The 14476-nt window shown below is 70.8% G+C and carries 14 protein-coding genes; 4 read left to right on the top strand and 10 right to left on the bottom strand.

Annotated features, from left to right (window positions below; translation table 11 throughout):
* The first annotated feature begins 19 nt into the window (after positions 1 to 19).
* On the top strand, positions 20 to 1183 hold the full coding sequence (gene galK, locus ABTZ58_RS22375; RefSeq protein ID WP_351359344.1) for a galactokinase: 1164 nt from the start codon (positions 20 to 22) through the stop codon (positions 1181 to 1183).
* A gap of 59 nt (positions 1184 to 1242) precedes the next feature.
* On the opposite strand, the gene ABTZ58_RS22370 is transcribed toward galK, so the two are convergent.
* Positions 1243 to 1701, bottom strand: a complete 459-nt coding sequence (locus tag ABTZ58_RS22370) for a GNAT family N-acetyltransferase (RefSeq protein WP_351359342.1) — start codon at positions 1699 to 1701, stop codon at positions 1243 to 1245.
* A 304-nt stretch (positions 1702 to 2005) separates the two neighbouring features.
* Here ABTZ58_RS22370 and ABTZ58_RS22365 point away from each other — a divergent pair, with 304 nt between their 5' ends.
* The gene (locus ABTZ58_RS22365; RefSeq protein WP_031117914.1) at positions 2006 to 2773 is read left to right on the top strand and encodes a LuxR C-terminal-related transcriptional regulator; all 768 of its coding nucleotides are present in this window, start codon (positions 2006 to 2008) and stop codon (positions 2771 to 2773) included.
* Here the strand turns inward: ABTZ58_RS22365 and tamR are convergent.
* Positions 2732 to 3229 (bottom strand): MarR family transcriptional regulator TamR, encoded by a 498-nt coding sequence (tamR, locus tag ABTZ58_RS22360; protein ID WP_309093749.1) that lies wholly within the window; start codon positions 3227 to 3229, stop codon positions 2732 to 2734. The two genes, ABTZ58_RS22365 and tamR, sit on opposite strands and share 42 nt — an antisense overlap.
* Before the next feature lie 138 nt (positions 3230 to 3367).
* On the opposite strand from tamR, the gene ABTZ58_RS22355 reads away from it, so the two are divergent.
* Positions 3368 to 4186, top strand: coding sequence for a trans-aconitate 2-methyltransferase (locus ABTZ58_RS22355; protein ID WP_351359337.1), 819 nt, complete (start codon positions 3368 to 3370; stop codon positions 4184 to 4186).
* A 26-nt stretch (positions 4187 to 4212) separates the two neighbouring features.
* Here ABTZ58_RS22355 and ABTZ58_RS22350 read toward each other — a convergent pair whose 3' ends face one another.
* Complete coding sequence (locus ABTZ58_RS22350) at positions 4213 to 4890, bottom strand: TetR family transcriptional regulator (protein WP_351359334.1); 678 nt, start codon at positions 4888 to 4890, stop codon at positions 4213 to 4215.
* Positions 4887 to 5906, bottom strand: coding sequence for an acyl-CoA desaturase (locus ABTZ58_RS22345; protein WP_351359331.1), 1020 nt, complete (start codon positions 5904 to 5906; stop codon positions 4887 to 4889). The genes ABTZ58_RS22350 and ABTZ58_RS22345 overlap by 4 nt, the downstream gene beginning before the upstream one ends.
* Before the next feature lie 295 nt (positions 5907 to 6201).
* Between ABTZ58_RS22345 and ppc the strand changes: the two genes are divergently transcribed.
* Entirely contained in the window at positions 6202 to 8934 is a 2733-nt protein-coding gene (gene ppc, locus ABTZ58_RS22340; RefSeq protein WP_351359328.1) for a phosphoenolpyruvate carboxylase, read from the top strand.
* A 65-nt stretch (positions 8935 to 8999) separates the two neighbouring features.
* On the opposite strand, the gene ABTZ58_RS22335 is transcribed toward ppc, so the two are convergent.
* The 6 genes from ABTZ58_RS22335 to glmU all read right to left on the bottom strand — a co-directional run bounded on the left by ABTZ58_RS22335 (position 9000) and on the right by glmU (position 14406).
* Entirely contained in the window at positions 9000 to 9701 is a 702-nt protein-coding gene (locus ABTZ58_RS22335) for an LPXTG cell wall anchor domain-containing protein (protein ID WP_351359325.1), read from the bottom strand.
* 146 nt (positions 9702 to 9847) lie between these two features.
* Positions 9848 to 10348, bottom strand: coding sequence for a hypothetical protein (locus ABTZ58_RS22330; RefSeq protein ID WP_351359322.1), 501 nt, complete (start codon positions 10346 to 10348; stop codon positions 9848 to 9850).
* A 54-nt stretch (positions 10349 to 10402) separates the two neighbouring features.
* A complete protein-coding gene (pth, locus tag ABTZ58_RS22325) occupies positions 10403 to 11005 on the bottom strand; it encodes an aminoacyl-tRNA hydrolase (RefSeq protein WP_351359319.1) in 603 nt (200 codons plus the stop codon).
* 69 nt (positions 11006 to 11074) lie between these two features.
* Positions 11075 to 11668: a 50S ribosomal protein L25/general stress protein Ctc gene (locus tag ABTZ58_RS22320; protein ID WP_351359316.1), complete on the bottom strand. Its 594-nt coding sequence runs from the start codon at positions 11666 to 11668 to the stop codon at positions 11075 to 11077.
* A 173-nt stretch (positions 11669 to 11841) separates the two neighbouring features.
* Positions 11842 to 12822 carry a ribose-phosphate diphosphokinase gene (locus tag ABTZ58_RS22315; RefSeq protein ID WP_351359313.1) on the bottom strand — a complete coding sequence of 327 codons (981 nt, stop codon included), beginning with the start codon at positions 12820 to 12822 and terminating at the stop codon, positions 11842 to 11844.
* A gap of 135 nt (positions 12823 to 12957) precedes the next feature.
* Positions 12958 to 14406: a bifunctional UDP-N-acetylglucosamine diphosphorylase/glucosamine-1-phosphate N-acetyltransferase GlmU gene (gene glmU / locus ABTZ58_RS22310; RefSeq protein WP_351359310.1), complete on the bottom strand. Its 1449-nt coding sequence runs from the start codon at positions 14404 to 14406 to the stop codon at positions 12958 to 12960.
* Positions 14407 to 14476 lie beyond the last annotated feature (70 nt).

The raw sequence follows: 14476 nt of genomic DNA, 5'->3' as shown, positions 1-14476 counted from the left end.
GAAGGGTCAGGGGTCAGGCATGAGCGAGGCTGTGGCGGAGACGGTCGCCTCCCGGTTCAGCGAGCTTTACGGCGCCGAGCCGGACGGGGTGTGGGCGGCGCCGGGCCGCGTCAACCTCATCGGCGAGCACACCGACTACAACGACGGCTTCGTGATGCCGTTCGCCCTGCCGCACCAGGCGGTGGCGGCGGTCGCACGCCGTGCGGACGGCGTGCTGCGGCTGCACTCGGCGGACGTCGAGTCAGGCGTGAGCGAACTCCGGGTCGACGACCTCGCCCCCGGGTCGGACAAGAACTGGACGGCGTACCCGGCGGGCGGGGTCTGGGCGTTGCGCGAGGCCGGCCACGCGGTGACGGGCGCGGACATCCACCTCGCCTCCACCGTCCCCTCCGGCGCGGGCCTGTCGTCGTCGGCGGCCCTGGAGGTCGTGATCGCCCTGGCCTTGAACGACCTGTTCTCCCTCGGCCTGCGAGGCTGGCAACTGGCCCGCCTGTGCCAGCGCGCCGAGAACGTCTACGTCGGCGCCCCGGTCGGCATCATGGACCAGACGGCGTCGGCGTGCTGCGAGGCCGGGCACGCGCTGTTCCTCGACACCCGCGACCTCTCCCAGCGGCAGATCCCCTTCGACCTGGCGGCCGAGGGCATGCGCCTGCTGGTCGTCGACACGCAGGTCAAGCACTCCCACAGCGAGGGCGAGTACGGCAAGCGGCGCGCGGGCTGCGAGAAGGGCGCGGCCCTGCTGGGCGTGGACGCGCTGCGCGACATCCCCTACGGCGAGCTGGACGAGGCCCTGGCCCGCCTCGGCGACGAGGAGGAGGTCCGCCGCCTGGTCCGCCACGTCGTCACGGAGGACGAACGCGTCGAACGGGTCGTTGCCCTCCTGGAATCCGGCGAGACCCGCGCGATCGGCCCGGTCCTGGTCGAGGGCCACGCCTCCCTGCGCGACGACTTCCGCATCTCCTGCCCGGAGCTGGACCTGGTCGTCGACACGGCCCTGGCGGCCGGCGCCCTGGGCGCCCGCATGACCGGCGGCGGCTTCGGCGGCTCGGCGATCGTCCTGGCGGAGGAGGGGGACGTGGACGCGCTCACGAAGGCGGTGACGGAGGCCTTCGCCGCGGCGGACTTCCAGACCCCCCGCGTCTTCGAGGCGGTCCCCTCACCGGGGGCCCGCCGCCTGCGCTGACCCACCTCACCAGCCCGGCGCCCTCCCTCCCCGGAGGGCGCCGGCCCAGCCATCCCGGGTCAGGCCAGCCTCTTCACCAGCGTGTACTCCGTGATCCCCGGGGGATAGTCCGGCACCACGCACACCACCTCGTACCCCTGCTTCCCGTAGAAGCGAGGGGCCTGGAAGTCCCAGGTCTCCAGGCGGGCCGCGCGGCAGGCGCGTTCTCCCGCGGCGATGCGCTCCGCCCGCGCGAGCAGCCGGGTGCCCAGGCCCCGGCCCCGGTGGCGTTCGTCCACCCACAGGTACGTCACGTGCAGCCAGGTCGCCCACGTGTGGCCGACCAGGCCGCCGGCCAGTTCGCCGTCGGTGTCGTTCACAGCCCACACGTGCAACGGGACGTCCCGTTCGTCCGGTGTTCCGCGCAGGGCGCGCAGGATCGGAGAGGCGGCCGTGTTCGCATCCCGCAGACGCGTGCGGAGCAGATCACGTCGGGCCTTGTCGACTTCTGTCTCAAGACGAAACATGCGGCACACCATAAACGTGCCGGACAGTCAGTTCTGCAAATAACCTTCCGCTCCGGGCCCCCGCCCGTACCCTGATGAACAGCACCGGTGGGGGCCGGTGCCGCTCAGGGGGCGAGACAGCCGGGTACGACACCCGGAGTGGGGGTAGCGGTTCCTGCACGGCGGCGGCCGTGCGGCCGCGGCGCCCCGGTCAGGCTGCGGCAAGGACGGACGGACAGGCGCAGCGGACGCACACTCCGGGGTCGTACCCGTGCGGTGTCGTCTCCCGACGATGGGGTATCCCCTGCTCTTCCGAGAGCTCGGGTAAGGGGGTTTCGTGGTTCGCATCCGAGTCCTGGTCGTCGACGACCATCGCATCTTCGCCGAGTCACTCGCCGCGGCCCTGGCCGCCGAGCCCGACGTCGACGTCTCCGCCGCCGGCAGCGGTCCCGCCGCGCTGCGCAGCCTGGAGCGCGCGGTCGCAGAGGGGCGCCGGTTCGACGTGCTGCTCGTCGACGCCGACCTGGGCGGCAAGGTGCCGGGCGCGCGCCCCGCCGTGCCCGTGCAGGAGGGCAACGAGGACGGGCTCGTGGACGGGATATCCCTCGTCACGGGCGTGCGCTCCGCGCAGCCGAACGTACGGATCGTCGTGCTCGCCGAGAAGGACGACCCGCGCCGGGCCGCGCTCGCCCTGCAGGCCGGTGCCTCCGGGTGGGTCGCCAAGGACTGCTCACTGTCCCGGCTGCTCACCGTCATCCGGGGCGTGCTGCGGGACGAGACGCATCTGCCGCCCGCCCTGCTCACCGGCGTCCTGCGCGAGCTGACCGCCGCCCGCAAGCACCGCACGGAGAGCGAGCGGCTGGTGGAGTCCCTCACTCCGCGTGAGCGCGAAGTGCTGCGGTGCATGGTGGCGGGGCTGGGGCGCAAGGCCGTCGCCGAACGCCTGTATCTGTCGCCGCACACCGTGCGGACGCACATGCAGAACGTCCTCGGCAAGCTCGGTGTCCACTCGACGCTCGCCGCCGTGGCCCTCGCCCGGCGGGCCGGAGTGGGGCCCGTCGACCTAGCCGGGGATGTTGTCGAACGGGGCGGTCAGCTGGCGTAGCAGCCCGGCCAGGTCGCCGCGCTGGGCCCGGGTGAGCTCGGCGAGGATCGCGCGCTCCTGGTCCAGCAGCCCCGCCAGGGCCTGGTCCGCGCGGTCCCGGCCCTCGTCCGTGAGCCGCACGAGCACGCCCCGGCGGTCGCTGGGGTCGGGGAGACGCTCCACCAGGCCCTTCTTCGCCAGGCGGTCGATGCGGTTCGTCATCGTGCCCGAGGTGACCAGCGTCTGGGTGAGGAGCTGTCCGGGCGAGAGCTGGTACGGCGTGCCCGCGCGGCGCAGGGCCGTCAGGACGTCGAACTCCCACGGCTCCAGGCCGTGCTCCGAGAAGGCCAGGCGGCGCGCCCGGTCCAGGTGCCGGGCCAGTCTGCTCACACGGCTGAGCACCTCGAGCGGCTCCACGTCGAGGTCCGGGCGCTCCCGGCGCCATGCTGCGACCAGCCGGTCGACCTCGTCCTCCATGACGATCAGTGTAGTGGTTGTGTCGACGTAGAGTCTCTTGATGTCCAATATCTTGACATCGAGATATCTCGCGATCACGCTGGGTGTGCGTCCCGTACCGCCGCCGTACGGTCACCCCGAAGGACACCAGGAGGCCCCATGCCCGCAGCCGCCCCCACCTGGGACCCCGCCCAGTACCTGCGCCACGCAGCCCACCGCGCCCGGCCCTTCGCCGACCTCCTCGCCCGCGTCCCCGACCTGCCCGGCGAGCCGCCCCGCGTCGCCGACCTCGGCTGCGGCCCCGGGAACGTCACCGCGCTGCTCGCCGACCGCTGGCCCACCGCCCGGATCACCGGCTACGACAACTCGCCCGAGATGCTCGACAGGGCCCACGTCGACCACGAGGGCCCCACCCCCGGCGGCGGGCGCCTCGACTTCGCCCCCGCCGACGCCCGCACCTGGACGCCCGGCGAGCCGTACGACCTGATCGTCAGCAACGCCACGCTGCAATGGGTGCCGGGGCACGTCGAACGCTTCGCCGACTGGGTCGCCGGGCTGAAACCCGGCGGTGTCCTCGCCTTCCAGGTCCCCGGCAACTTCGACGCCCCCAGCCACCGGCTCATGCGCGAACTCGCCGGCTCACCGCGCTGGCGCGACCGGCTCGCCGGCACCCTGCGCCACGCCGACGCCGTCCACACCCCCGCGGCCTACCTGGAGCGGCTGAACTCCCTGGGCTGTGACGCCGACGTCTGGGAGACGACGTACCTGCACCTGCTGCCGGGTGAGGATCCCGTGCTCGACTGGGTGAAGGGGACCGGGCTGCGGCCCGTGCTCACGGCGCTCGCCGACGACCCGGAGGGCCGGGAGGGCTTCCTCGCCGAGTACCGGGCGGCCCTGCGCGAGGCCTATCCGGCCGGCCCGCACGGCACGCCGTTCCCGTTCCGGCGGGTCTTCGCCGTGGCGCGCAAGGAGGGCTGACGAACCCACGCACGTGGGCCGGTGGCCTAGGCCTTGCGGCGTCCTATCAGATGCGGCTTGGCCTCCAGGCCGTCCAGGCCGTGCCACGCCAGGTTCACCAGATGCGCGGCCACCTCGGCCTTCTTCGGCCTGCGCACGTCCAGCCACCACTGGCCGGTCAGGGCGACCATCCCCACCAGGGCCTGGGCGTACAGCGGGGCCAGCTTGGGGTCGAAGCCGCGGCTCTTGAACTCCCGGCCCAGGATGTCCTCCACCTGGGTGGCGATGTCCGAGATCAGCGAGGCGAACGACCCGGTCGACTGCGGGATGGGCGAGTCACGGACCAGGATGCGGAAGCCGTCCGTGTACTCCTCGATGTAGTCCAGAAGAGCGAAGGCCGCCTGCTCGCACAGTTCGCGCGGGTGACCGGCCGTGAGAGAGCCGGTCACCATGTCCAGCAGGCGGCGCATCTCGCGGTCCACCACGACCGCGTACAGCCCTTCCTTGCCGCCGAAATGCTCGTAGACCACCGGTTTGGAGACCCCGGCCTTCGCCGCGATCTCCTCCACCGACGTGCCCTCGAACCCCTTGGCGGCGAAGAGCGTGCGACCGATCTCCAGCAGCTGCTGGCGGCGCTCCGCACCGGTCATCCGGGTGCGACGCGCTCGCCGCGGCTTGTCATTGCTCGGGGTGCTGCTCGAGTCGGTCGCCACAGCGACCATCATGCCGCCTCGACGGGCTCCTTCCCGCGCCGGGAGTCACCTTCCCCGGTGGTACGCCGTGAATCGATACGCGAGCGTGACGGCCAGCGCACGTCGTACGCCCACCCGGCCATCTCGAACCAGCGGATCAGCCGCGCGGAGGAGTCCAGCTGGCCGCGCATCACACCGTGCCGCGCCGAGGTCGGGTCGGCGTGGTGCAGGTTGTGCCAGGACTCGCCGCAGGACAGGATCGCCAGCCACCACACGTTGCCCGAACGGTCACGCGACTTGAAGGGGCGCTTGCCCACCGCGTGGCAGATCGAGTTGATCGACCAGGTCACGTGGTGCAGCAGGGCCACCCGGACGAGCGAACCCCAGAAGAACCCGGTGAACGCGCCCCACCAGGACATCGTGACCAGACCGCCGATCACCGGCGGCAGCGCCAGCGACACCACCGTCCACAGCACGAACTGGCGGGAGATGGCGCGCAGCGTCTTGTCCTTGATCAGGTCCGGGGCGTACTTCTCCTGCGGCGTCTGCTCCTCGTCGAACATCCAGCCGATGTGCGCCCACCACAGGCCCTTCATCAGGGCCGGCAGCGTCTCGCCGAACCGCCACGGCGAATGCGGGTCGCCCTCCGCGTCGGAGAACTTGTGATGCTTGCGGTGATCCGCCACCCAGCGCACCAGCGGCCCCTCGACCGCCATCGACCCCGCGATCGCCAGCGCGATCGTCAGCGGCCGCTTCGCCTTGAAGGAACCGTGCGTGAAGTGACGGTGGAACCCGATCGTGATGCCGTGGCACCCCAGGAAGTAGAAGAACACCAGCAGACCGAGGTCCAGCCAGCTCACCCCCCATCCCCAGGCCAGCGGTACGGCCGCCAGCAGCGCGAGGAACGGAACGGTGATGAAGAGGAGGAGGGCGATCTGCTCGATGGACCGCTTCTTCTCGCCGCCCAGCGTCGCGGAGTCCGCTGCGGCGTCGGTGGGCTGACCGGGCGCCTTCGCGGCGTCCTCGATCACGTCGGAACTACTGGTCATACGCGTCCCCTGGGGGGTATGTGGTTGAGGAAGGAGTAGCCGGGCCACGGGAATCCGTGCAGTGCTCCCTACGGTTCCGTAACCTACGGCATCGTAAGTATGGCAGTGCGTCGCTGCGCGGCAAGAGCCCGACAGCCTGCGCGTCCCGCCCGACACCTATCCTTGAGTCGGTCGGACAGCGCGGTCCGCTCTGATTTCTTCCCGGACGTCCGGCCCCGTAAGCGGCGCCCGCCGCGCGAGACGCCGTTCGGGTACCCCTCCCAGACGAGCTTCAACACTGCAAGGAGCCGCACCTGTGAGCAGTGCCGACGACCAGACCACGACGACGAGCAGTGAGCTGCGTGCCGACATCCGCCGACTGGGCGACCTCCTCGGAGAGACCCTCGTCCGGCAGGAGGGCCCCGAGCTCCTGGAACTCGTCGAGAAGGTCCGCCGCCTCACCCGAGAGGACGGCGAGGCCGCCGCCGAGCTGCTGCGCGGCACCGAACTCGACACCGCGGCCAAGCTGGTCCGCGCCTTCTCCACCTACTTCCACCTGGCGAACGTCACCGAGCAGGTCCACCGCGGCCGCGAGCTGCGCGCCCGGCGCGCCGCCGAGGGCGGACTCCTCGCCCGCACCGCCGACCGCCTCAAGGACGCCGACCCCGAACACCTGCGCGAGACGGTCCGCAACCTCAACGTCCGCCCCGTCTTCACCGCCCACCCCACCGAAGCCGCACGCCGGTCGGTCCTCAACAAGCTCCGGCGCATCGCCGCGCTCCTGGAGACCCCGGTCATCGAGTCCGACCGCCGCCGCCTCGACATCCGCCTGGCCGAGAACATCGACCTCGTCTGGCAGACCGACGAACTGCGCGTCGTGCGCCCCGAGCCCGCCGACGAGGCCCGCAACGCCATCTACTACCTCGACGAACTCCACGCCGGCGCCGTCGGCGACGTCCTGGAGGACCTCACCGCCGAACTGGAGCGGGCCGGCGTCAAGCTCCCCGACGACACCCGCCCCCTCACCTTCGGCACCTGGATCGGCGGCGACCGCGACGGCAACCCCAACGTCACCCCCCAGGTGACCTGGGACATCCTCATCCTCCAGCACGAGCACGGCATCAACGACGCCCTGGAGACCATCGACGAACTCCGCGGCTTCCTGTCCAACTCCATCCGCTACGCCGGCGCCACCGAGGAACTGCTGACCTCCCTCCAGACCGACCTGGAGAACCTCCCCGAGATCAGCCCCCGCTACAAGCGCCTCAACGCCGAGGAGCCCTACCGGCTCAAGGCCACCTGCATCCGGCAGAAGCTGGAGAACACCAAGAAGCGCCTCGCCGACGGCACCCCCCACGTGGCCGGACGCGACTACCTCGGCACCGGCGAACTCCTCGCCGACCTGCGGATCGTCCAGGACTCCCTGCGCGCACACCGCGGCGGCCTCTTCGCCGACGGCCGCCTCGCCCGCACCATCCGCACCCTCGCCGCCTTCGGCCTCCAGCTCGCCACCATGGACGTCCGCGAACACGCCGACGCCCACCACCACGCCCTCGGCCAGCTCTTCGACCGCCTCGGCGAGGAGTCCTGGCGCTACGCCGACATGCCCCGCGAGTACCGCGCCAAGCTCCTCGCCAAGGAACTCAGGTCCCGGCGCCCCCTCGCCCCCACCCCCGCGCCCGTCGACGCGCCCGGCGAGAAGACCCTCGGCGTCTTCCAGACCGTCAAGAAGGCCCTGGAAGTCTTCGGACCCGAGGTCATCGAGTCCTACATCATCTCCATGTGCCAGGGCGCCGACGACGTCTTCGCCGCCGCCGTCCTCGCCCGCGAGGCCGGCCTCATCGACCTCCACGCCGGCTGGGCCAAGATCGGCATCGTCCCCCTGCTGGAGACCACCGACGAGCTCAAGGCCGCCGACACCATCCTGGAGGACATGCTCTCCGACCCCTCCTACCGGCGCCTGGTCGCGCTGCGCGGAGACGTCCAGGAGGTCATGCTCGGCTACTCCGACTCCTCCAAGTTCGGCGGCATCACCACCAGCCAGTGGGAGATCCACCGCGCCCAGCGCCGCCTGCGCGACGTCGCCCACCGCTACGGCGTCCGCCTGCGCCTCTTCCACGGCCGCGGCGGCACCGTCGGCCGCGGCGGCGGCCCCACCCACGACGCCATCCTCGCCCAGCCCTGGGGCACCCTCGAAGGCGAGATCAAGGTCACCGAACAGGGCGAGGTCATCTCCGACAAGTACCTCATCCCGTCCCTGGCCCGGGAGAACCTCGAACTCACCGTCGCGGCCACCCTCCAGGCATCCGCGCTGCACACCGCGCCCCGCCAGTCCACCGAGGCCCTCGCCCGCTGGGACGCCGCCATGGACGTCGTCTCCGACGCCGCCCACGCCGCCTACCGCAGCCTCGTCGAGGACCCCGACCTGCCGACGTACTTCCTCGCCTCGACGCCGGTGGACCAGCTCGCCGACCTGCACCTGGGATCCCGGCCCTCCCGCCGCCCCGGCTCGGGCGTCTCGCTCGACGGCCTGCGCGCCATCCCCTGGGTGTTCGGCTGGACCCAGTCCCGGCAGATCGTCCCCGGCTGGTTCGGCGTCGGCTCCGGCCTCAAGGCCCTGCGCGAGGCCGGCCTCGACACCGTCCTCGACGAGATGTACGGCCAGTGGCACTTCTTCCGCAACTTCATCTCCAACGTCGAGATGACCCTCGCCAAGACCGACCTGCGCATCGCCCAGCACTACGTCGACACCCTCGTCCCCGACGAGCTCAAGCACGTCTTCGACACCATCAAGGCCGAACACGAACTGACCGTCGCCGAGGTCCTCCGGGTCACCGGCGAGAACGAACTGCTCGACGCCGAACCCGTCCTCAAGCAGACCTTCGCCATCCGCGACGCCTACCTCGACCCCATCTCCTACCTCCAGGTCGCCCTGCTCAAGCGGCAGCGCGACGCGGCCGCGGCGGGCGAAACCCCCGACCCGCTGCTCGCCCGCGCCCTGCTCCTCACCGTCAACGGCGTGGCGGCCGGCCTGCGCAACACCGGCTGAACCCCAGCCCGGACACGACCGTGCCCCCGAGCCCGACAGGCCCGGGGGCACGTCCCGTTCACACCTCAGCCGCGCCGCGCACCCCGGCGCCAAAACACCAGCAACCCGCCGGCCGCGAGCAGCACCGCCGCCGCACCCGACAGCAGACCCACCGGGGCCCCGCTGCCCGTCTCGGCCAGATCACCACCCGCGACGCCCTGCGCCGACGGCGACGACGACGCACCCGCGCCCCCGCCGGCCGACGCACCCGGAGACACCGAAGCACTCGGCTCACCCGGCTCGCCCGACGGAGCCTCGGAGACCCCGGCCGACGGCGACGCCGACGCCGACCCGGACGGCGCCGGACCGCCGGGCTCCTCCTCGTCCTCGCAGTCCGTCCAGAACACCTTGTGCTTGGCCGCGCCCTTCTCGCCGTCGAAGTTCCAGAACAGCTTGTAGTGCCCGTCGGGCAGCGACAGGTCCTCGCTGCGGCCGTGCCCCTCGCCGTCCAGCGTCAGAGCACCGGACTCCACCGTCTCCCCCCTGTTCTCACTCGGGGGGATCGCGTCGATGTGCCAGTCGACCCGCTGACCGCCGTCGAAACCGAAGGCGTCCAGGTAGAACGTGCACACGTGCGGCTCGTTGCGGCGCAACTCCTCGCCCGTCGCGGCGTCATGGATCTTGACCGTGCCGTTGTCACCGGGCGGAGTGGCGTGCGCGGCGGGAGCGAACAGGAAGGCGGTGGAGGCGGCGGCGCAGACGGCGCCGAGGCGGGGGAGGCTTCGCATGGGGACGTAGTCCATCTTCGAGAAGTGACGGGAAGATGTGGAGGGGGCGGCTCAGCTTCCAGCCAAGCCCGGCAGCACGTCAATCACGAACACACAACACTCGGGCCCCTCCACAGACCTGGAGAACACCCCAACCCCTCAGACAGTCACGAAAGCCGGACAGCCACGAAAGCGGCCGTCAGCAACGCCACACCCGACAACGCCAGCACCCACGCCGCCCGCGTCCGCAGCAACCCGCCCGCCACCACCACCGACGCCAGCAACAACGCACCACCCAGCGGCACCCACGCGTACAGCACACCCGCCGGACCCGACCGCACCGCCTCGTCACCGCCCGGCTTCAGCACGACCGCGTACGTCCGGCCCCGCTCCACCGCGACCGAACGCTCCAGCACCACCCTCGACCGCGGCTGCGCCCCCGCCGACCGCGGCGCGAACCGGCCCCAGCAGGTCTGTTCCCCACACCGCGCCACATCGACCGTGCCCTGCTCCCGGCCCTTGGTCAGCATCACGTGCTGCGCCGTACCCCACGACGCCCACACCCCCGCGACCAGGATCAGCACCGCGACCGCGCCCATCGCCACGAACCGCCCGAACCGCAGCACGACGACCGACGCCGGACGAGAGGAGGGGGCATGGGCAGGCATGGCCGGGATCATTGGCCATGCCTCAACGACCCGTCAACCTCGCCGGGCGACAAGTCAGGAGTTGTACGTACTGCGCGCCCGCTCCAGCCCGTCGATCACCAGACACTCCACCGCGTCCGCCGCCCGGTCCACCAAGTAGTCCAGCTCCTTGCGCTCCGCCGACGAGAAATCCTTCAGCACGAAATCCGCCACCGGCATCCGCCCCGGCGGCCTGCCGATCCCGAACCGCACCCGGTGATAATCCGCCCCGAACGCCTTCGTCATCGACTTCAGACCGTTGTGCCCGTTGTCCCCGCCACCCAGCTTCAGCCGCAGCATCCCGTAATCGATGTCCAACTCGTCATGCACCGCCACCACATGAGCCACCGGCACCTTGTAGAAGTCCCGCAGCGCGCTCACCGGCCCACCCGACAGGTTCATGTACGACATCGGCTTCGCCAGGATCACCCGCCGGTTCGACGGACCCGGCGGCCCGACCCGCCCCTCGACCACCTGCGCCTGCGCCCGCCCGGCCCGCTTGAACCTCCCCCCGACCCGGTCCGCCAGCAGATCGGCCACCATGAAGCCCACGTTGTGCCGGTTGCCCGCGTACTCCGGCCCCGGATTGCCCAGCCCCACGATCAGCCAGGGAGCGGCGGCATCGGTCGTCACGTCCATGTCTCCTTCATACGCGTCGGCCGCTGCCCCGCACGGGAACAGCGGCCGACGAAACGACGACGGGGAGGATCAGGCCTCGGCGGCCTCTCCACCCTCGTCCTCGCCCTCCGCGGCCTCTTCGGCCTGCGCGGCGAGGACCTGCAGCACGACGGTGTCCTCCTCGACAGCCAGCGTCGTGCCCTTCGGCAGCGGGATGTCCTTGGCCAGGATCGAGTCGCCGGCCGTCAGACCCTCGACGGAGACGGTCACGGACTCGGGGATGTGGGTGGCCTCGGCCGTGACCGGCAGCGCGTTCAGCACGTGCTCCAGCAGGTTGCCGCCCGGGGCCAGCTCACCCTCGGTCTGCACGAAGATCTCGACGTTGACCTGCTCGCCCCGCTGCACCAGCTGCAGGTCCACGTGCTCCAGGAAGCCCTTCAGCGGGTCACGCTGCACGGACTTCGGAATCGCCAGCTCGTTGGACTTGCCGTCGATGTCCAGCGCGATCAGGACGTTCGGCGTACGCAGCGCCAGCAGCAGGTCGTGACCCGGCAGCGTCAGGTGGATCGGGTCCGAACCGTGCCCGTACAGAACACCCGGCACCTTGTCCTCACGACGGATACGGCGCGCGGCACCCTTGCCGAACTCGGTGCGCGTGGCGGCGGAGATCTTCACCTCGGACATAACACTCACTCCTCGAAGTCAGAAACGGACGTGGTCACCCGGCCACGAACGGCCTGCTACGAAGAGCGCGTCGATAACGGACCACCGCACCCCGTCCACAGACGGGAACGGCCTCCCTCGCCGAGCAACTGCAGCAGTCTACTCGGAGGGGGAGGCCGCACCCAAAACGATCTCTACTGCTCGTCGAACAGGCTCGTCACCGAACCGTCCTCGAACACCTCACGCACCGCACTGGCGATCGTCGGCGCGATCGACAACACCGAGATCTTGTCCAGATCCCGGCCCAGCTCCGACGGCGTCGGCAGCGTGTTCGTGAACACGAACTCACTCACCCGCGAGTTCTTCAGACGGTCCGCCGCCGGACCCGACAGCACACCGTGCGTCGCCGTCACGATCACGTCCTCCGCGCCGTGCGCGAACAGCGCGTCCGCCGCGGCGCAGATCGTCCCACCCGTGTCGATCATGTCGTCCACCAGGACGCACACGCGACCCTTCACCTCACCCACGACCTCGTGGACGGTGACCTGGTTCGCGACGTCCTTGTCCCGCCGCTTGTGCACGATCGCCAGCGGCGCGCCCAGCCGGTCGCACCAGCGGTCCGCGACCCGCACCCGGCCCGCGTCCGGCGACACGACCGTCAGCTTCTCCCGGTCCACCTTCCGGCCCACGTAGTCCGCCAGCAGCGGCAGCGCGAACAAGTGGTCCACCGGACCGTCGAAGAAGCCCTGGATCTGGTCCGTGTGCAGATCCACGGTCAGCAGCCGGTGCGCGCCCGCCGTCTTCATCATGTCCGCGATCAGACGCGCCGAGATCGGTTCACGCCCGCGGTGCTTCTTGTCCTGCCGCGCGTAACCGTAGAACGGCACGATGACCGTGATGGAGCGGGCCGACGCGCGCTTCAGCGCGTCGATCATGATCAACTGCTCCATGATCCACTTGTTGATCGGAGCCGTGTGGCTCTGGATCAGGAAGCAGTCGGCACCACGCGCCGACTCCTGATAACGCACATAGATCTCACCGTTGGCGAAGTCGAAGGCCTTCGTCGGGACAACCCCGACACCCAGCTGTTGGGCGACCTCCTCCGCAAGCTCGGGGTGGGCGCGGCCGGAGAAGAACATCAACTTCTTCTCGCCGGTCGTCTTGATCCCGGTCACAGCACTGTCTCCTCAGAGGTGTCGCAGCTGGGTGTCGAGAGACCTCGCAGCCGGCTTGCCGGAGGCCGTCTCAGCTGGTGGGGGTGCGGGTGTGCACTTATCACCGTACGCCGTGTTTGAGGCACCGGTTTCCGGTCACCCCTCGCCGCCCGGCTCCCGGGACGCCGCCTCCGCCGCCTTCGCGGCAGCGCTCCCCGGACGCTTACGAGCCACCCAACCCTCGATATTCCGCTGCTGACCACGGGCCACGGCCAGCGAACCGGGCGGCACGTCCTTCGTGATCACGGACCCGGCGGCGGTGTACGCACCGTCCCCGACCGTGACAGGCGCCACAAACATGTTGTCCGAACCCGTCCGGCAATGCGACCCGACCGTCGTGTGGTGCTTCTCCTGACCGTCGTAGTTCACGAACACGCTCGCGGCACCGATGTTCGTGTACTCCCCGATCGTCGCGTCCCCCACGTACGACAGGTGAGGCACCTTCGTCCCCTCACCGATGGAGGCGTTCTTCGTCTCCACGTACGTACCGATCTTGCCCTTCGCACCCAGACGGGTCCCCGGACGCAAGTACGCGTACGGCCCGACCGACGCCCCCGCGCCCACCTCGGCACCGTCGGCCACCGTGTTGTCCACCCGCGCACCGGCGCCGACCCGGGTGTCCTTCAGCCGCGCGTTCGGACCGACCTCCGCGCCCTCGCCCAGATGCGTCGCACCGTGCAGCTGCGTGCCCGGGTGGACGACGGCGTCCTGCTCGAACGTCACGGTCACGTCGACCCAGGTGGTTCCCGGATCGATGACGGTCACACCGGCGAGCATCGCCTCGGTCAGCAGCCGGTCGTTCAGAATGCGCCGGGCCTCGGACAGCTGCACCCGGTTGTTGATCCCGGCGATCTCACGATGGTCCCCGGCGACGGAGGCCCCGACCCGGTGCCCGGCCTCACGCAGGATCCCGAGCACGTCCGTCAGGTACTCCTCGCCCTGGCTGTTGTCCGTGCGCACCTTCTTCAGCGCGTCGGCGAGCAGTTGACCGTCGAACGCGAACACACCCGAGTTGATCTCCCGGATCGCCCGCTGGGCGTCGGTGGCGTCCTTGTGCTCGACGATCGCGGTGACGGCACCTGTGGCGTCGTCCCGCACGATCCGCCCGTAGCCCGTCGCGTCCGGCACCTCGGCGGTCAGCACGGTGACCGCGTTGCCGTCGGCGGCGTGCGTCTCGGCGAGGGCCCGCAGGGTGGCGCCGGTCAGCAGGGGAGTGTCCCCGCACACGACCACGACGGTCCCGTCGACGGACCCGCCGAGCTCCTCCAGGCCCATCCGGACGGCGTGCCCGGTGCCGTTCTGCTCGGCCTGCACGGCGGTACGGACGTCGGGGGCGATCTCGCCGAGGTGCGCGGTGACCTTCTCGCGCGCGTGGCCGACCACGACGACCAGGTGCTCGGGGTTCAGCTCGCCCGCCGCGGCGAGCACGTGCCCGACGAGGCTGCGACCGCACAGCTCGTGCAGGACCTTGGGTGTGGCCGACTTCATACGGGTGCCCTCACCCGCTGCGAGAACGACGACGGCTGCCGGGCGGTTGGCGCTCACGGGATGCCCTTCGGCTGTGGATGGGGTGGGGTGACATCCGCAGGATACCGGGGGGTTTTGTGCCTGACAT

Source organism: Streptomyces sp. NPDC094143, assembly GCF_040303825.1.
Lineage (GTDB): Bacteria > Actinomycetota > Actinomycetes > Streptomycetales > Streptomycetaceae > Streptomyces.
The sequence above is the reverse complement of the archived record's forward strand: the minus strand, read 5'-3'. Positions and strand labels throughout refer to the sequence as shown.